17 protein-coding genes and 1 pseudogene are annotated in these 17583 nt (G+C 65.6%); 13 read left to right on the forward strand and 5 right to left on the reverse strand.

Annotation, left to right across the window (positions count from 1 at the left end):
* Positions 1-149 precede the first annotated feature (149 nt).
* Positions 150-3131 carry a TonB-dependent receptor plug domain-containing protein gene (locus tag AC07NK_RS11705; protein WP_495170773.1) on the forward strand — a complete coding sequence of 994 codons (2982 nt, stop codon included), beginning with the start codon at positions 150-152 and terminating at the stop codon, positions 3129-3131.
* Here AC07NK_RS11705 and AC07NK_RS11710 read toward each other — a convergent pair.
* Positions 3121-3297, reverse strand: a complete 177-nt coding sequence (locus AC07NK_RS11710; protein WP_495170774.1) for a hypothetical protein — start codon at positions 3295-3297, stop codon at positions 3121-3123. The two genes, AC07NK_RS11705 and AC07NK_RS11710, sit on opposite strands and share 11 nt — an antisense overlap.
* Here AC07NK_RS11710 and AC07NK_RS11715 point away from each other — a divergent pair.
* Positions 3217-3408: pseudogene (locus AC07NK_RS11715) on the forward strand (FAD-binding protein); the annotation flags it as partial. The gene AC07NK_RS11710 and the pseudogene AC07NK_RS11715 sit on opposite strands and share 81 nt — an antisense overlap.
* The gene (locus tag AC07NK_RS11720; RefSeq protein ID WP_495170775.1) at positions 3357-3752 is read left to right on the forward strand and encodes an FAD-binding oxidoreductase; all 396 of its coding nucleotides are present in this window, start codon (positions 3357-3359) and stop codon (positions 3750-3752) included. The pseudogene AC07NK_RS11715 and the gene AC07NK_RS11720, both read left to right, overlap by 52 nt.
* Positions 3753-3754: 2 nt before the next feature.
* On the opposite strand, the gene AC07NK_RS11725 is transcribed toward AC07NK_RS11720, so the two are convergent.
* Entirely contained in the window at positions 3755-4231 is a 477-nt protein-coding gene (locus AC07NK_RS11725; RefSeq protein WP_495170776.1) for a RidA family protein, read from the reverse strand.
* A gap of 99 nt (positions 4232-4330) precedes the next feature.
* Here AC07NK_RS11725 and AC07NK_RS11730 point away from each other — a divergent pair, with 99 nt between their 5' ends.
* Both AC07NK_RS11730 and AC07NK_RS11735 read left to right on the forward strand, forming a co-directional pair.
* Positions 4331-5098 carry a DJ-1/PfpI family protein gene (locus tag AC07NK_RS11730; RefSeq protein ID WP_495170777.1) on the forward strand — a complete coding sequence of 256 codons (768 nt, stop codon included), beginning with the start codon at positions 4331-4333 and terminating at the stop codon, positions 5096-5098.
* Positions 5099-5143: 45 nt separating this feature from the next.
* The gene (locus AC07NK_RS11735) at positions 5144-6460 is read left to right on the forward strand and encodes a CapA family protein (protein WP_495170778.1); all 1317 of its coding nucleotides are present in this window, start codon (positions 5144-5146) and stop codon (positions 6458-6460) included.
* A 7-nt stretch (positions 6461-6467) separates the two neighbouring features.
* Here AC07NK_RS11735 and AC07NK_RS11740 read toward each other — a convergent pair whose 3' ends face one another.
* Together AC07NK_RS11740 and AC07NK_RS11745 are read right to left on the reverse strand one after the other, a co-directional pair.
* The gene (locus AC07NK_RS11740; protein WP_495170779.1) at positions 6468-6860 is read right to left on the reverse strand and encodes a RidA family protein; all 393 of its coding nucleotides are present in this window, start codon (positions 6858-6860) and stop codon (positions 6468-6470) included.
* Positions 6857-7864, reverse strand: coding sequence for a dipeptidase (locus tag AC07NK_RS11745; protein ID WP_495170780.1), 1008 nt, complete (start codon positions 7862-7864; stop codon positions 6857-6859). Before AC07NK_RS11745 ends, AC07NK_RS11740 begins: the two co-directional genes overlap by 4 nt.
* A 182-nt stretch (positions 7865-8046) precedes the next feature.
* On the opposite strand from AC07NK_RS11745, the gene AC07NK_RS11750 reads away from it, so the two are divergent.
* The 4 genes from AC07NK_RS11750 to AC07NK_RS11765 are packed head-to-tail and all read left to right on the forward strand — an operon-like array spanning position 8047 to position 11990.
* The gene (locus tag AC07NK_RS11750; RefSeq protein ID WP_495170781.1) at positions 8047-9234 is read left to right on the forward strand and encodes an amino acid aminotransferase; all 1188 of its coding nucleotides are present in this window, start codon (positions 8047-8049) and stop codon (positions 9232-9234) included.
* A 15-nt stretch (positions 9235-9249) separates the two neighbouring features.
* Positions 9250-10209, forward strand: coding sequence for an MBL fold metallo-hydrolase (locus AC07NK_RS11755; RefSeq protein ID WP_495170782.1), 960 nt, complete (start codon positions 9250-9252; stop codon positions 10207-10209).
* Between the two features lie 4 nt (positions 10210-10213).
* On the forward strand, positions 10214-11788 hold the full coding sequence (locus AC07NK_RS11760) for an FAD-dependent oxidoreductase (protein ID WP_495170783.1): 1575 nt from the start codon (positions 10214-10216) through the stop codon (positions 11786-11788).
* A gap of 1 nt (position 11789) precedes the next feature.
* On the forward strand, positions 11790-11990 hold the full coding sequence (locus tag AC07NK_RS11765) for a DUF2783 domain-containing protein (protein ID WP_495170784.1): 201 nt from the start codon (positions 11790-11792) through the stop codon (positions 11988-11990).
* Here the strand turns inward: AC07NK_RS11765 and AC07NK_RS11770 are convergent.
* Complete coding sequence (locus AC07NK_RS11770; protein ID WP_495170785.1) at positions 11975-12784, reverse strand: IclR family transcriptional regulator; 810 nt, start codon at positions 12782-12784, stop codon at positions 11975-11977. The two genes, AC07NK_RS11765 and AC07NK_RS11770, sit on opposite strands and share 16 nt — an antisense overlap.
* A 106-nt stretch (positions 12785-12890) precedes the next feature.
* Here AC07NK_RS11770 and AC07NK_RS11775 point away from each other — a divergent pair, with 106 nt between their 5' ends.
* Genes AC07NK_RS11775 through AC07NK_RS11790 form a run of 4 tightly spaced genes read left to right on the forward strand, consistent with a single transcriptional unit; the run spans position 12891 to position 17575 of the window.
* On the forward strand, positions 12891-14174 hold the full coding sequence (locus AC07NK_RS11775; protein WP_495170786.1) for a Rieske 2Fe-2S domain-containing protein: 1284 nt from the start codon (positions 12891-12893) through the stop codon (positions 14172-14174).
* Positions 14175-14205: 31 nt separating this feature from the next.
* The gene (locus AC07NK_RS11780; protein WP_495170787.1) at positions 14206-15174 is read left to right on the forward strand and encodes a fumarylacetoacetate hydrolase family protein; all 969 of its coding nucleotides are present in this window, start codon (positions 14206-14208) and stop codon (positions 15172-15174) included.
* A gap of 2 nt (positions 15175-15176) precedes the next feature.
* Positions 15177-16169, forward strand: coding sequence for an amidohydrolase family protein (locus AC07NK_RS11785; RefSeq protein WP_495170788.1), 993 nt, complete (start codon positions 15177-15179; stop codon positions 16167-16169).
* Positions 16166-17575 (forward strand): aldehyde dehydrogenase family protein, encoded by a 1410-nt coding sequence (locus AC07NK_RS11790; RefSeq protein WP_495170789.1) that lies wholly within the window; start codon positions 16166-16168, stop codon positions 17573-17575. The genes AC07NK_RS11785 and AC07NK_RS11790 overlap by 4 nt, the downstream gene beginning before the upstream one ends.
* The last annotated feature ends 8 nt before the right edge of the window (positions 17576-17583 follow it).

The following is a 17583-nucleotide window of genomic DNA, read 5'->3' on the forward strand; positions in this document are numbered from 1 at the left end:
GCCCGGCGCTCCGGCACCGGGCGGCTTTGTTGTATTTGCAACCTTTTTTGTCACGCATAGCGAAACGTTGTTACGTATATTGACACGATTACAGTTCTGTTTAAGGTCGATGGGACACGTTCAAACACACATAATAAAGGGGTGGCCCAATGCGGTTCAGGGACGGACAGGGAGTGGAGAAGAAGCTGAAGATGCGGGCGCTGTTGCTCGCCACGGCGATTTGCGGCGCGCCGGTTGCGGCGGCCGCGCAGACCGCGCCAGCGGGTGAGCCGACGGCAGCCGAAGAGGCGCCGGAGCAGGAAATCGTCCTGACCGGCAGCCGGATTTCGCGCCGCGACCTCGATGCACCCACGCCGACCAAGGTGCTGAGCGCCGAGGCGCTCGAAGTGCGCGGAACCGCCAGCGTCGGCGAGTTCCTGGCGGAAGTGCCGTCGTTCCGGAACACGCAGGGTCCGCAGACCAACACTGCAGGCACGCTGGGCACCGGGCAATTCTCTGCGGATCTGCGCGCGCTGGGTGTCATTCGCACCCTGACGCTGGTGGATGGCCGCCGCTTCGTTCCGTCCGCTGCGACCGGACAAGTCGATCTCAACCTGATCCCGCAGATCCTGGTCGATCGCCTCGACGTCGTCACCGGCGGCGCATCGGCGACCTATGGCTCGGACGCGGTGTCGGGCGTGGTCAACGTCCTGCTCAACAAGCGGCTCGAGGGCATCAAGGGCGATTTCTCGATGGGGATCAGCGACCGCGGCGACGCGCGCGAGACCCGCGCTGCGCTGGCATTCGGCGCGCCCTTCGCCGATGGCCGCGGCCATATCGTGATCGGCGGCGAATATGTGAAGTCGAAAGGGGTCAACGATCCCTTCGGTCGCGAAGCCTTTGCCGAGCAGCCGGGTCTGGTCTCGTACGTCGGCGCACGCCCGGCCGGTGCGCCGTCGCGCGTCTATGAGCGCGGCGTCTCGTTCATCAACATGGCCTATGGTGGCCTGATCACCGGCGTGAACGCCGATCTCAATGCCGGCAACGGTGCGGACGTGCTGCGTGGCATCCAGTTCGGCCCGAACGGCGCGCCCACGGCATTCAACTATGGCAACTTCGCCAACTATGGCAGCGGCAGCACGCTGGCGAGCAACTTCACGGGCGGCAACAAGGGCCTCTATCCGCAGGATGGCTGGACGCTGATCGTCCCGAGCACCCGCCGTGTGGCGTTCGGCCATATCGACTATGAGGTGACCGACGGGCTCAACCTGTTCGTCGAGGCGAGCTACGGTCGCAGCGGCGGCTATGGCAATTCCCCGCCAGTGCGCGATCAGGGCTCGGCCGCGACGATCCTGCGCGACAATGCCTATCTCCATTCGTCGATCCGCGACATCATGACCGCGAACGGCATCACTTCGTTCACGCTGGGCCGGCCTTATAACGACTTCGGGCCGATCACGCGTGCGAACGAGAACACGACCGAGCGCTTCGTCGGCGGGTTCGACTATGATTTCGGTGGCGGCTGGAAGATCGACGGCTATTATCAATATGGCCGCAACGTCCTGAACGCGAACGTCGCCAATCTGCGCATCGAGAGCAATTTCCGCTTCGCGACCGATGCGGTGAATGTCGGCGGGCAGATCGTCTGCGCGGCAACGCAGGCGAACGGCACGGTGACCTCGACCGGTCAGGTGCTCAACCGCTTCAATTCGGCGGCTGCGGGCTGCACACCGATCAACCTGTTCGGCCAGGGTTCGCCGAGCAAGGCGGCGATCGATTACGTCACCGGCGACGTCTTCTATCAGGTCACCACCAAGCAGCAGGTCGCTGCGCTGACTATGCAGGGCGAGCTGTTCAAGCTGCCCGGCGGCGCCTTTGCGGTCGCGTTCGGCGGCGAATGGCGCAAGGAGGAAGCCTCGGCCATCTCCGACGCGCTCTCGCAGGCGAACGGCTTCAACTACAGCAACCCCAAGCCCTATGCGGGTGGTTATGACGTGAAGGAGGTCTTTGCAGAGGCCGTCGCGCCGATCTTGCGCGACCAGCCCTTCGCGCACCACCTCGAGCTCAACGGCGCGATCCGCTACACCGACTATTCGACTTCGGGCGGAGTCACGACGTGGAAGCTGGGCGGCATCTACGCGCCGTTCTCCGACTTGCGTCTCCGCGCCACCCGGTCGCGCGATATCCGCGCGCCCAACAATGCGGAACTGTTCGCGACCACCGCGGGTCTCGCGCAGCTGCGCAATCCGTGGAGTGGCGTGACGACGCAGATCACCACGCTGAACCAGCCCAGCCCGACGCTGAAGCCTGAAAAGGCCGATACCTGGACCGTCGGCGGGGTATTCACGCCGCGGTTCATCCCTGGCCTCACGCTCTCGGTCGACTATTACGATATCAACATCAAGGGCGCGATCTCGAGCTTCTCGTCCCAGTCGATCCTCGACAACTGCTTTGCCGAAACGGGCACGCCCTTCTTCTGCAACTTCGTCACCCGGACGGGTTCGGGAGCGGCGACGGTGGTCGATCAGGTGGCAGTGCAACTGCTCAACATCGCAGGGGTGCGGACCCGCGGCTTCGACTTCGCCGCCACGTACCGGACGCGCATCGGTGAGAACGAGCTGACGCTTCGCGGCATGGCGTCCTACGTCAAGGATCTGATCTTCGATGATGGTACCGGTGCTGCGCCCCGCTTCAACGCAGCGGGCGTGATCCAGTCGCTGGGCGGACGGATCGACCGTGCCGGATCGGTCGGCGGCACGGCGTTCACCGCCGGGCAGCAGACCAGCGCGACCAACACGCCGAGCTGGACCGCGACGGGATCGATCACCTGGGCGCACAAGCCGGTGAGCGTGAACCTGCAGGGCCGCTATGTCGGCGGCGGCAAGTTCGACTCGACGCTGGTCGGGCCGGGCGACAAATATTACGACGCCGCCTCACCCATCTCGATTGGTAACAACCGGGTCGACAGCCGCTTCTACCTCGATCTGTCGGCGCAGGTCGACGTGATCAAGGACGGCAACCGTAAGCTGCAGTTCTACATGAACGTCAACAACCTGACGGACAAGGAACCGCCGTTCCCGGTGACCGCGATCGCGGGCATGTATGATCGCATGGGGCGCTATTATCGTGCCGGCCTGCGCTTCAGCTACTGACGAGCAGGTGGCCGCGCTCAGGGAGACTCTGGGCGCGGCCATGTTCGTCGATGACCGCGTCGCACGCGACGCCCATCTTCAGGACATGACCGGCAAATGGCCGAGCGACGCGATTGCCGTCGCTCGGCCATCGTCGCCTGAGGAGGTGGCGGCGCTGGTGAGCCATGCCGCCGCCAACGGCCTTTCAATCGTGCCGCAGGGCGGCAACACCGGGCTGGTCGGCGGTTGCGCCGCGGAGCCGGAGCAGCGCGCGGTGCTGGTGTCGTCGCGACGTCTCAATGCCGTGCGCAGCATCGACCCGCATGTCCCCGCGGTGATCGCAGACCGGGGTGCGAGACGCTTGCCTTTGGTCATGTCGGCGACGGCAACATCCACTTCTCCGTACATCGCGGCAAGAATCACCCCGAGCGGTTCGCGGAAGCGGCCGAAGAATTGTCAGCGGCGATCGAGGCGGTGGCGCTCGCGCATGGCGGATCGATCTGTGCTGAGCATGGGGTCGGCCGGCGGATGCGCTCTGCCGTCGCCGCCGCGCTGGGTGAGGCGGAATTGGATCTGTTCCGCAGCATCAAGCGGACCATCGACCCGTGGAACATAATGAACCCCGGGGCGGTGATCGCCTAGCGTTAATCGCGCAACACGAACTTCGCGTTGGCCTCGACCGCTACGCCGAAGGGCAGGGCGGCGACGCCGATCGAGGTGCGGGTGTGGCGGCCGCGTTCGCCGAGCACTTCGACGATCAGGTTGGATGCGCCGCTGATGACCTGGCTCTGCTCGCTGAAATCGGGGGTGCAGGCGACGAAGCCGTTGAGCTCGAGGCAGCAATCGACGCGGTCGGCATCGTCGCCGGTCGCCTCCGTCAGCCAGGCGAGGATGTTGAGCGCGCTGAGCTCGGCCGCCTGCGCGCCCTGTTCGGTCGAAAGCTGCGCGCCGAGCTGTCCGAGAAAGGGCTTTTCGCCCTCAAACTGTGCGATCATGCCCGAAACGTGAACAACGTTGCCTACATGGCGATAGAGCAGGAACGGCGTGTCCTTCTGCACCACGCGCGGGAGGCGATGGCCGGCGCGGATGACGGCGTCGGAAATGCGGTTGATGGCGGTCATTGACGCTCCTGCGGTCTTGGATTGATGCACGATAGAGTCGCATATCGTGACAACGTATCGTAAATCGAGACACGAGAGGTGGCAATGGATCGCCGGACAATGATCGCAGGCGCAAGCGGCCTTGCCGCGACGCTGGCAATGGGCGCACCGCTGCGCGCGAAGGAAGGGGAGAAGGCCGTGGAGCAGAAGCCGTTCACCATCGGGATGATCGTGTTCGACATGATGACGAACCTCGATTTCGTCGGGCCGTTCGACATCCTGTCCCGGGTGCGCGGCGCGCGGACGATCCTGCTCGCCAAGTCGCTCGATCCGATCACCACCGATTCCAAATATCGCCTGCTGCCCGAAATGCGGCTGGCCGACGCACCTGAGCTCGACATGATCTTCCTGCCCGGCGGGCCGGGGACGACCAGTATGATCGAGGATGCGGAGATGCTGGCCTTCCTGCGCGAGCGGGCACCGCGTGCGAAGTGGATCACCTCGGTCTGCACCGGCGCGCTGGTTCTGGGCGCGGCGGGGCTGCTCAAGGGCTACAAGGCAGCGACGCACTGGAGTGCGATGGACATCCTGCCGGTGCTCGGCGCGACCCCGGTCGACGAGCGGGTGGTGATGGATCGCAACCGCGTCACCGGCGGTGGCGTGACCGCGGGGATCGACTTCGCGCTGACGCTGATCGCACACATCTGGGGCGAGGATCAGGCCAAGCTGATCCAGCTGGGCAACGAGTATAACCCGCAGCCGCCGTTCGATGCTGGGCACCCGAAGCGCGCACCCGAAGTCGCCGCGCGCTATCGCGAACTGACCAGGGGAATGACCAACGCCCGGATGGAAGCGGCCAAGCGCGCGGTGGCGAAGCTGGGGGCGTAGTGGCGGCGACACGCCATCCACTCAACCAGGGTTCGGGAGCTCAGGGTGCGTTCCACCATCGATGACGATTTCACGTTCGCCGCGGCTGGCGACACGTTGCAGGTCCGCGCGCAATTGCCGACCGACGACAAGGGTTTCCTTGCCGTCACCGAAGTGGTGCAGGCGGCCGATGTCGCCTTCGCCAATGGCGAGATGACGTGTTTCGATCTCACCACCTTCGACGGCCATCCTGCCGCGCAGACCGGAGGCGGGTTCACGCTGGGCAGTCCAGACGTGCCCGCCGACCTCAAGGCGCAGGGCTTCTCACTGATCGCACGCGCGAATAACCATGCCGCGGACTGGGGCGTCGCGGGAATGCGCGAGACCGACCGGTTGTTCGCGCAGCAGGGGCTGGTGATAGCGGGGACAGGGGAGAGCCGCGCTCAGGCGCGTGCGCCCCGTTATCACCAGTCGCACAAGGGGCGGGTTGCACTGGTCGCCACGACCGCGACCTTCACGCTTCAGTCCGAGGCGGGGGCGCCGCTGGGGCAGGCGCGGGCGCGGCCGGGGGTGGCGGCGCTGCGGGTCAAGCCGTCAGTCCATGTCGGACAGGGCGTGATCGACGCGCTGCGCACGGACTATGGCGAGCAGGCCACGCCTGCGGTGGTGACCTGGACCACCGATCGCGCCAGCGCGCCGAGCGGGCGACCGGACCAGCTTAACATCTTCGGCGTCAACTTCAGGGCGAGCGAGACGCCCGGCGTCAGCTATGAGATGAACCCGGTCGACCTGGCGGAGACGATGGCGTCGATCCGGCAGGCGCGGGCGGCGTCCGACTTCGTCGCCTTCAGCGTCCACGCGCACGAGAGTGCGACCGGCCGGTTCAACGATCAGGAGCAGCCGGACTTCATGCCCGTGCTGGCGCATGCCGCGATCGATGCGGGCGCCGACATCTTTCTGGGGCACGGGCCGCACGTGCTGCGCGGGATCGAGATCTACCGGGGCAAGCCGGTCTTTTACGGCCTGGGCAACTACTTCTTCCAGCTCGACCTGCTGGAGGGGCTCCCGCGCGACATCCTCAACCCGGCCTATCTGTCCGAGCATGAGCAGGTCGCGCCATTGCTGGCCAAGGGGTTTGGCGACACGGCCACCTGGGAGAGTGTCGTCGCGGTCAGTCGCTTTTCCCGCGGCGTGGTACGCAAGATCGAACTGCACCCGATCGATCTGGGCGCCGACCTGCCGTCGAGCCGGCGCGGGGTGCCGCGCCGGGCATCGCGGGCCAAAGCGAACGCGATCATCCGGCGGATCGCGGAACTGTCCGCGCCCTATGGCACTGCGATCGCCGAGAGCGACGGGATCGGGGTGATCTCCGTCGCGCCCTGAAGCAGCGTCAGCCGGGCATATAGGCGAGGCATTCCACCTCGGTCAGCGCGCCGCCGACCAGCTTGGCCGCGCCGAACGCGCTGCGTGCGGGGAGGCGGTCGGATGCGAAATACTCAAGATAGACCGCATTGAACTCGGGCCACTGGTCCATGTCCGCCAGCATCACGGTGCACTTGAAGATCGCATCCATGCCGAGGCCGAAGCTGGCGAGCTCGTCCTTGATGTTCTCCATCGTCTGGCGCGTCTGTGCGGCAAGGCCTTCGGGCTTGCTGCCATCGGGCAGGTTGCCGATCTTGCCCGACAGATGCAGGACATCGCCGACGCGGACGGCGCGCGAGAAGGGCGAGCCCGGGCGGCCGCCGGGGAAATACTCGATGTCAGGGCGGGTCGTGTCGTTCATGCCAATATCCTCATCACATTGCCGCCCATCACCTTCGCCGCCTCATCCTGCGCCAGCCCGCGTGCGAGCAGGGTGCCGGCGAGGGCAGGCCAGTCGCGATAGCTGGGCAGGACGCTGCGGTAGGTGAAATCCATGTCGGTCCCGATCGCGACATGATCGACGCCAAGCTGGTCGATCATGCGCAGGATCGTATCGACAAAGTCATCGAAGTTCGCTTGCGCAAAGCCCGCGGGGACGCAGCCGACCACGCCGCCGGTCGCGGTGACGAGGCGTGCGTGCTCGAGCGAGATCAGCCGCGGGTGCGGGCCGGCGACCGGACCGATGTTGGAATGCGACAGCAGCATCGGTCGCATCGCGATCGAGGTGGCGTGCTTCACCGTTGCGAAGCTGGCGTGGGAGAGGTCGACCAACACCCCTTCGGCTTCCATTGCCCGGATCGTCGCCCGGCCGAGCGGGGTAAGGCCGTGATGCACCGGCGCCTCGGTCTGGGTGTCGCCGATCTGGTTGACCCTATAGTGGATGATCGTGATCGAGCGGACGCCCAGGGCTGCGGCGTGTGCTATCCGGTCGAACCGGTCGTCGATAAAATCGCCGCCCTCGACCGAGATGAACCCGGCGAGACCGCCCGAGGCGTGTGCGGCGCGGATGTCGGCGCCGCTGCGGGCGATGGCGATATCGTTCGTGTCGAACAGGGCGCGGGCCGTGTCGATCTGGCGCAGATGATCGTCATGGGCCTCGCCCGGCGCAAAGGCGCGAACTGCGCCGAGACCGCGCTCGGTCTTTCCAAGGACCGCAAGGTCGGCGACGGTCGCGAACATCGCGCCGGCAAGGCCGCCCTGACGCATATCCGTGACCGCCCGTTCCGGATCGGGCGGGGGATAGGAATCGACAAAGGCGCTGCGTGGTGCCCCGGCCATGAAGAAGCGGCCAGGATGGGCGTGGAGGTCGAAGGTCGGGTGACGCCGCAGGAAGGCAATGCCAGCCGCGCGGCGTTCAGCATCCACTGACGGCGGACGCGGCGGCGCCGTCGCTGCCCCAGCAGGAGGCATGGCGCAGATCACGCACATCGGCGATCATTCTCCGCCATTATCGGCATTTTTCCGCGTTTCGCATTGCGGTCCTTCGACTGGCTATTGTAACGTATAACGTCACAGCGTATCGTATAACGAAACAACCGGAGATCACAATGTTCGCAGAACTCGCCGAGCCGCCGCTCGATCCGATCCTCGGGCTGGCACAATTGCTCGCGCGCGATACCAGCCCCGACAAGGTCGATCTGGGCATCGGTATCTATCAGGACGAGCAGGGGCAGGTCCCGGTTCTCGATTGCGTCAAAGCGGCCGAGCGCTGGCTGGTCGAGACCCAGCCAAGCAAGCGCTACCTCTCCTCGGCGGGCAATGCGGACTATAACACCCAGACCCGCGGGCTATTGTTCGGCGAGGGCAGCGACGGGTTCGCGCGCAGCCGCACCATCCAGGCGCCCGGCGGCACCGGCGCGCTGCGGCTGGCGTCGGACCTGCTGTACAAGCTGCGTCCCGGCGGGCGCGTGTTCATTCCCGGCCCGACCTGGCCCAATCATCCCGGCATCCTGAAGGCGAGCGGCCATGAAGTCGTCGTCTACCCCTATTACGACATGGCGACAGGCGCGCTGCGTTTCGATGAGATGATGGCGACACTCGCCGATCTCGGCGCGAACGACACGCTGTTGCTGCATGGCTGCTGCCACAACCCGACGGGCGCCGACCTCGACCTCGACCAATGGGGCGCGGTCGCCGATCTCGTGGCGAAGGCGGGCGCGGCGGTGCTGGTCGATCTTGCCTATCTCGGCCTGGGCGACGGCGTCGATCAGGACGCGGCTGGTCTGCGCCTGCTGGCGACGCGAATCCCCGAATTCCTGGTCGCCAGCTCCTATTCCAAGAATTTCGCGCTCTATCGCGAGCGTGTCGGCGCACTCACTTTGGTCGGCGGGAACGAGCAGGCGGCGGTGCTGGCGCATGCCCATTCGCTGCCGGTCGCACGCACGCTCTGGTCGATGCCGCCCGATCACGGCGCGGCGGTGGTCGCACGCATCCTGAGCGATCCGGAATCGCGGCAGGGCTGGACCAGCGAGCTGACCACGATGCGCGAACGGATCAACGGGGTGCGCGGGCGGCTGGCGGCGCGGCTCGCCGAGCATGGCGGTCGCGACTATGGCTTCATTGCGAACCAGCGCGGGATGTTCACGATGCTCGGCATCGCGCCTGAGGGCGTCGAGACGTTGCGCCGCGACCATCACGTCCACCTCACCAGCTCGGGCCGCGTCAATGTCGCCGGCCTCAACAACAATAATGTCGAGCGGGTCGCAGATGCGATCGCCGCCGTCAGCCAGAATTGAGCGGAGTAATATAGAATGGCCAAGCCGTTTGCCTCGTCGACCGATCTGACAGAAAAGACCGAGACCCTCGAAATCGTTGCGGACGGCGTCTATGCGCTGACCGCCGAGGGCGACCCCAATGTCGGCGTAATCGAGGGCGAGGACTTCATCGTCGCCATCGAGGCGCGCGCGACCCCGGCTGCCGCGCGCGACTGGCTGGCGAAGCTGCGCGAGCATACCGACAAGCCCGTCCGCTATCTGATCCTGACGCATTATCACGCGGTGCGCGTGCTGGGTGCGAGCGCGTTCGATGCGCAGGACATCATCATGAGCAACGCCACCGCGGCGCTGGTCGAGGAGCGCGGCGAGCAGGATTGGGCGAGCGAGTTCGGCCGGATGCCGCGGCTGTTCAAGCAGCATGAGGAGATCCCCGGCCTGACGCGACCGTCGATCACCTTCTCCAACAGCTATGCCATCGACCTCGGCGGAGATCGCGGGCGGATCGACCTGCAATTCTGCGGGCGCGGTCATACCGAGGGCGACATCGTCGTGTGGCACGAGAAGAGCGGCACGCTGTTCGCCGGCGACCTGGTCGAGGCGCAGGCCGCGCTCTACACCGGCGATGCGTTCCACTTCGACTGGGCGACCGGCACGCTCGACAAGGTCAAGGCCTATCAGGCCGAGCATCTGATCGGCGGACGCGGCGCGGTGGCGCATGGCCGTGCGGCGGTGGATGCTGCGGTCGAGCAGACGCGCGAGTTCCTGAACGGCATGATCGAGCATGTCGGCGCGGCGCACAAGAATGGCGGCACGCTGAAGGACGCGTTCGAGGCGACGCATACCGCGCTCGGTCCCAAATTCGGGCACTGGCCGATCTTCGAACATTGCCTGCCGTTCAACGTCCAGCGCCTGTGGGACGAGTTCGACGGGATCGAGCGGCCGCGCATCTGGACGATGGAGCGCGATCGCGAGGTCTGGGCGCAGCTGCAGGGCTGATCCGATGGCGAACCTGCCCAACATTCCGGTGTGGCGCGAAATGGGTGTCACACCCGCCCCGGCGAGCGCGCTGGAGTCCGCTGCGGTCGTGGTCGTCGGCGCGGGTCCGATCGGCCTGGCGATGGCGCTCGACCTCGGGCGGCGCGGACATCGTGTCGTCGTGCTTTCGCAGCTCGATTTCGTCGCGGCTGGATCCAAGGCGATCTGCTTCGCCAAGCGCTCGCTCGACATCTTCGACCGGCTCGGCGTCGGCGATGCGATCGTCGACAAGGGCGTGATCTGGAATGTGGGCAAGGTGTTCTGGGGGGATCGCGCCGATCCGGTGTTCCAGTTCGACATGCTGCCGGTGAAGAACCAGAAGCGGCCCGGCTTCATCAATATCCAGCAATATCATGTCGAGGAGCGGCTGATCGACGCGCTGTCGGCGCTGCCTAATGTCGAGCTGCGCTGGGGCCACAAGCTGTCGGCGATCGCGCCCAATGCCGACGGCGCGCTGATCGCGGTCGAGACCGACTGCGGCAATTACACCATCGATGCGGGCTGGGTGATTGCGTGCGACGGCAGCCGCTCGGCGGTGCGTACGCATCTGGGGCTCGATTTCGACGGGCGGGTGTTTGAAGACAATTTCCTGATCGCCGACGTCAAGATGAAGGGCGAGCGGCCTTCGGAACGCTGGTTCTGGTTCGACCCGCCGTTCAACCCCGGCCAGTCGGCACTGATGCACAAGCAGCCCGACGATGTCTGGCGGCTCGATTTCCAGCTCGGCTGGAACATCGATCGCGCTGCAGCGATGCGGCCGGAGAATGTCGAGCCGCTGGTCCGCGCGATGCTGGGTGACGACGTCGCGTTCGAGGAGGAGTGGTACAGCGTCTACACCTTCCAGTGCCGCAGGATGGCGCGCTTCGTCCATGGCCGGGTGGTCTTCGCAGGGGACAGCGCGCATCTCGTGTCGCCGTTCGGCGCGCGCGGGTGCAATGGCGGGCTTGCCGATGTCGACAATCTCGGCTGGAAGCTTGACCTGATCCTGCGCGGCGAGGCCGGGGCGGGACTGCTCGAAAGCTACAATGACGAGGCGATTACGATCGCCGACGAGAATATCCTGAACTCGAGCCGGTCGACCGATTTCATGACGCCCAAATCGGCCGCGAGCCGCATCCTGCGTGATGCTGTGCTCGAACTGGCGAGCGAAGTGCCGTTCGCTCGCCCGTTCGTGAACTCGGGGCGATTGTCGACCGCGGTCGCGCTACCCGGCAGCCCGCTTAATACTCCGGATGCCGACGACTGGCAGGGGCAGGGCGTTACGCCGGGCTATCCCGCGCTTGATGCGCCGGTGGGCGACGGGTGGCTGCTCGAACAACTCGATGCCGGGTTCACGCTGCTGGTCGATGGCGTCGCGCCGGAGATTACGGGGCTTGCCGTGATCGCGGTGGGTGAGGGCGATGACGTATTGCGCGAGCGCTATGCGATGGCGCCGGGCTCGGCTTGTCTGATCCGCCCGGATCATCATGTCTGCGCGCGCTGGCGCCGGCCCGATGCGGCGGCGATCCAGGCTGCGCTCGCACGCGCGAAGGGGAATTGAGATGAGCGCGCTGATAACCGACCCCAACATTGCCGGCGTCGATGATGTCTATGAACAGCTGATCGCCATTCTCGACGGAGAGTCCGTCGAGAACAGCCTCAAGGTCGCCATGCGGCTCAACCTGATCCTGATGAACCATGTCGGCGACCGCGCGGTCATCGCCGAGGCGCTCGCGCTGGCGGCGGGTCAGCCGCGCGGGTAGATGTGGCGCGAGCCCAGCGCATGCGAGCAGCGCTGGGCACAAGCGAGCAGCGAGTCGACTAGCCAGGGCTCGGGTGAGCCGGGGGCCATCGTGTCGCTCGCCAGCATCACCGTGACCGCGGCGACGATGGTGTCCCGGTCGAACACCGGCGCGGCGAGCGCGCTGTGCCCGATGCCATATTTGTTGACCCCCCAGCTATAGTGCCGCGCCTGCACCGCCGCGATCTCGCGTTCGAAAGTCTCGCGGTCTTCGATGCGGAAATTGTCGCCGCGCGATTCCGCATGGTCGAGCAGCTCGCGCCGCCGCTCGCGCGGCTGGAACGCGAAGCAGACGCGCGCCGTTGGCGATTCGGGCAGGCTGAGCATCAGCCCCGGCTGGACGTCGATCCGCATCGCCGCGCGCGCGGGCAGACAGCTGACCACCACTGCATCCCCGCCGGCGACCGTGCACAGCAAGACGGTGCAACCGGTCGACGCGTTAAGCTCCTCGAGCGGGGCGTGCAGCAATTGGGGGAGCTGCATCCGCCCCGCAGCGATCTGGCCCCAGCGGCCGATCCGCCAGCCGAGCTGGAAGCCGCGCCCGCCGCTGCCACGCGCGACCAGTCCGAGCATCTCGAGGTTGCTCAGGTGCCGCGACACGCGCGACTTGGTCATGCCCAGCGTCTCGGCCATTTCCTGCACGCCGATCGGGCGTTCGCTCTCTGCCAGGAAGTCGAGAATCCACGCGGCGGTCGCCACCGTCGCGATCGAGGCGGGCGTGTCCGGGGCGCGGCGTCGCAAGTCGCGGTCTGTCATGCCCTGACCCTAGCATTTGTTGCGCTATACGCAACTATTACCGGTGCGTGTTGCGCATAGCGTTCCAAGTTCCATAATCCGTCTCACGAGAGGATGGAGTCGAGCGGTGAGGGCCGAACAGAATCAACGTTTCACGCAGGTTGGGCCGGGCACGCCGATGGGCGAGCTGCTGCGTCGCTACTGGCACCCCTTTGCGGCGATCGCAGAGGTGGATGAACTTGGGGTCAAGCCGGTGCGGTTGCTCGGTGAGAACCTCGTCGCGTTCCGGACGAAAAACGGCAGCTACGGGCTGGTCGATCGTCAGTGTCCGCACCGCCGCGCCGACATGCTCAACGGCATCATCGAGGATGATGGTCTGCGTTGCAGCTATCACGGCTGGTGCTTCGCGAGCTCGGGCCAGTGCATCGAGCAGCCTTTCGAAGACATCGCCAACCCCAAGGCGCGCTTCAAGGACAAGATCCGCACCAAGGCCTATCCAGTCGAGGCGAAGGCGGGGATGCTGTGGGCCTATATGGGGCCGCAGCCCGCGCCGCTGGTTCCCAATTGGGAGCCGTTCACGTGGGAAAACGGGTTCCAGCAGGTGGTGTTCGCGGACGTTCCCTGCAACTGGTTCCAGTGCCAGGAGAATAGCTGCGACCCGGTCCATTTCGAGTGGATGCATCGCAACTGGACCTCGGTGCTCAAGGGTGACGGCAGCTATGGCCCGACGCATCTGGAGCTGGCGTTCGAAGAGTTCGAATTCGGCCATATCTACAAGCGCGTGCGCGAGGATACCGACAAGGACAATCCGCACTGGACCGTCGGCGCGACGGCACTGTGGCCCAACGGCTTTTTCCTGGGCGACCATATCGAATGGCGCGTGCCGATCGACGACGAGAACACGCTGTCGGTGACGTGGATGTTCCACCGCGTACCGGTGGACCGCGAGCCGTTCGTCCAGCCGCGCATCCCCTATTGGACGGGCCCCGTGAAGGACGCGAACGGCGACTGGATCACCAGCCATGTGATGAACCAGGACATTGTCGCCTGGGTCGGGCAGGGCACGATCGCCGATCGCACCAAGGAGCATCTGGGCAAGAGCGACTGGGGCATCGTGATGATGCGCCGCAGCTTCGAGGCCAATATGAAGATCGTCGAAGCAGGCGAGGGCGATCCCAAGGCGGTGATCCGCGATGCCGAGTTCAACCGCTGCGTCGAGCTGCCAATCAAGCACAAGGAGCTCTTCACGGCGTCGATGACGCTCGAGGAGAGCCGGCGGCTGGGCGACACGCTGCAGTACCGGATCAACCGGCCTGACTATCAGCATCAGGTCGGCCAGCCCGACGCGGTGAAGCGCGAATATCAGATCGCGATGGGGATGATCCCCGAGGACGCGACCGAAACCATCTGAAAATCAATAGAATATCGAGGGAGTCGACGGCATGAAACTGGGTACGATCCGAATTGATGGCAAGCCGACGGTGATTGCCCGCGTTGCCGACGACAAGGCCGTGGCGCTCGACGCCTATCGCTGGATGGAAGACCTGATCGAGGCGGGCAATGCCGGTCTCGACACCGCAAACGAGGCAATTCAGGCCGCGCTTGCAGGCAAGCTTCCGGTGATCGACCTGTCGGCGAGCACCGACTGGATGGCGCCGAACCCGCGCCCGTCGAAGATTCTGGGCTGCGCGGTCAACAACAACAATCTGAACAGCAAGGCGATGAAGCCGATGACGGCGCCGATGTTCTTCATCAAGGGGCGCTCGGCACTCACCGGTCACAACAAGACGATCGACATCCTCAAGGACCATGGTCCGTCGATCCCCGAGCCAGAGCCCGTCGTGGTGTTCGGCAAGACCGCCAAGAATGTGCCGCCCGAAAAGGCGCTCGACTATGTGTTCGGTTATACGCTGACCAACGACGTCACCGCGAGCGGGGTCAAGTTCGGCGAGGATTCGATCGCGCTCAAGCAGACCGCCGACATCGTCAAGCCGCACCACACCGCCTGGCGTCCGCAGTTCGAGGACGACAATAACTGGCTGCTGTTCATCTATCACTCCAAGTCCAAGGCGGCGGACACCTTCGCGGCGATGGGCCCGTGGCTGACCACCAAGGACGAGGTGCCGAACCCCAACAAGCTGCTGGTGCGCGGCTATATCGACGGCGAGTGCTTCACCGACGATTCGACCGCCAACTATTTCTTCCCGGTCGAGCAGGTGATCTCGACCGCGTCGAAATGGTTCACGATGGAGCCGGGCGACTGCATCCACACCGGCACCGCGTCGAAGGGCACCGAGAAGCACCCGCGCGGTAATATCGGCACCTATCTGTCGGGCTATGACGGCAAGCTGTGCGACGTCGAGATTGACGGGCTTGGCCGCCTGTCCAACCGCATCAACCTGGAGAAGTGAGCATGTCGGTGCCGGTAATCGACGTCCACACGCATATGCTGAGCGATGCGTGGCTCAACGACATCCGCGCGCACGGCGCACCCAAATATGGGGTCAAGCCGACCGCGGCAGGGCAGGACAGCGTGTGGATGAGCGGCGCGCCGTTCGTCACGCTGTTCCCTGAGATGTTCGACTATGACCTGCGTGTCGCGAACATGGACAAGGCCGGCGTCGACATCGCCATCGTCTCGCTGACCTGTCCCAGCGCCTATTGGGGCGGGGAAGCGGTAAGCACCCGCGTGTCGCGTGAGATGAACGCGCACATGGCGCACCAGCAGGGCCGCTTCCCGGACCGCATCCGCTTCTTCGCGACTTTGCCCTGGCAGTATCCAGCCAGCGCGGTGACCGTGCTCAAGGAAGCCGTCGCGCTCGGCGCGGTCGGCGTGTTCGTCAGCGCCAATATCGACGGCAAGAGCCTGACGGCGCCCGAGTTCGCTCCGATCTGGCAGGCGATCGACGATCTGGCGCTGCCCGTGCTGGTCCATCCTACCGCGCCGCAGGGCGCAGCCGAGATGGGATTGCAGGAATATGGGCTGGTGCCGCCGATCGGCTTCATGATCGACACCACGCTGGCGGTATCGCGCATGATCCTCGACGGGTTCATCGACCGCTATCCCAATCTGGCGATCATCGCCGGGCATGGCGGCGCGACGCTGCCGTATCTCGCCGGTCGCCTCGACCGTTGCCACGAGATGATCCCGGCGTGCTCGGAGAAGATCAAGGACAAGCCGTCGAGCTATCTTCGCCGCATCTATTATGACACCGTCGTCTATGAGAAGAGCGCGCTCGACCTGTGTATCGAGGTCGCGGGCGGACCGGAGCGAGTGATGTACGGATCGGACTATCCCCACAATATCGGGGACATGGCGGGTTGCCTTGCCCGGGTGAACGCACTCGATCCCGCCGCCGCGAAGCTGGTGAAGAGCGGCACCGCGCAGAAGCTGTTCAAGCTGTGAGCGGGCCCCGCCTGATCGTCGACGGGAAAGCGCTGGCGACGGCGGAAACCTTTGCAGTGATCGACCCCGCTACGGGGCAGCCGTTCGCGGATGCCCCGCTGGCGAGCCGTGCCGATCTTGACCGTGCAGTCGATGCGGCGCGTCGCGCATTCCCAAGCTGGGCGGCGACGCCGATCGACGCGCGCGCGCAGGCGATCCTGGCGATCGCCGATGCGCTGGAGAGCGCGAAAGACGAGCTGGCGACGCTCCTGTCGAACGAGCAGGGCAAGCCGGTGCCCAATGCCGGGGGCGAGATCATGGGATCGGTCGGCTGGGCACGCGCCACCGCGGCGTTGCGCCCGCCGGTCGACGTGATCAAGGACGATGACAGCGTCCGGGTCGAGGTACATCGCAAGCCGCTGGGCGTGGTCGCGTCGATCAGTCCGTGGAACTTCCCGGTGATGATCGCGATCTGGCACATCATCCCGGCGTTGCTCTCAGGCAATACGGTGGTGATGAAGCCATCGTCCTACACACCGTTGACGGCGCTGCGCATGGTCGAGATCGCCAATGCGCATCTGCCCGCGGGCGTGCTCAACTCGGTGACGGGCGAGGGTGATATCGGCCGGGCGATGTCCGAACATGCCGGTATCGACAAGATTGTCTTCACCGGCTCCACGCCGACTGGCCGCTCGATCATGGCGAGCGGGGCGGCGAACCTCAAGCGGCTGACGCTCGAGCTGGGCGGCAACGACGCCGCGATCGTGCTGCCCGATGCCAATGTCGACAAGATCGCGTCAAAGATCTTCGCCAAGGCGTTCGGCAATAGCGGCCAGATCTGCGCCGCGGTGAAGCGGGTCTATGTCCATGACAGCCTGCACGATGCGCTCGCGGAGAAGCTTGCCGAGATGGCGCGCGCCGCCGTGGTCGGCGCGGGCAGCGAGGCCGGGAGCCAGTTCGGCCCGGTCCAGAACCGCGCGCAGTTCGATCTGGTGCGCGGTCTGGCCGACGATGCCCGCGCCAGGGGCGGCCGGTTCCTTGCCGGTGGCGAACCGATGGAGCGCGACGGCTATTTCTTCCCGCTCTCGATCGTGGTCGACGTGACCGACGGGATGCGGGTGGTGGACGAGGAACAGTTCGGCCCGATCCTGCCGGTGATCCGCTATTCGGACCCCGAGGACGCGCTCGCGCGCGCCAACGCCAATGAGAATGGTCTGGGCGGATCGGTCTGGTCGTCGGATGTCGACGCCGCGATCGCGCTGGCGCAGCGGCTCGAATGCGGGACCGCCTGGGTCAACGATCATGCCAGCATCTCGCCCGACGCGCCGTTCGGCGGCGCCAAGCAATCGGGCATCGGCACCGAATTCGGCCTCTATGGGCTGGAAGAATATATGCAGCTTCAGACTATCAGGGTGGCGAAGATCTGAAGCGCTTC

The organism is Sphingomonas sp. GW821-FHT09B04, from assembly GCF_059418285.1.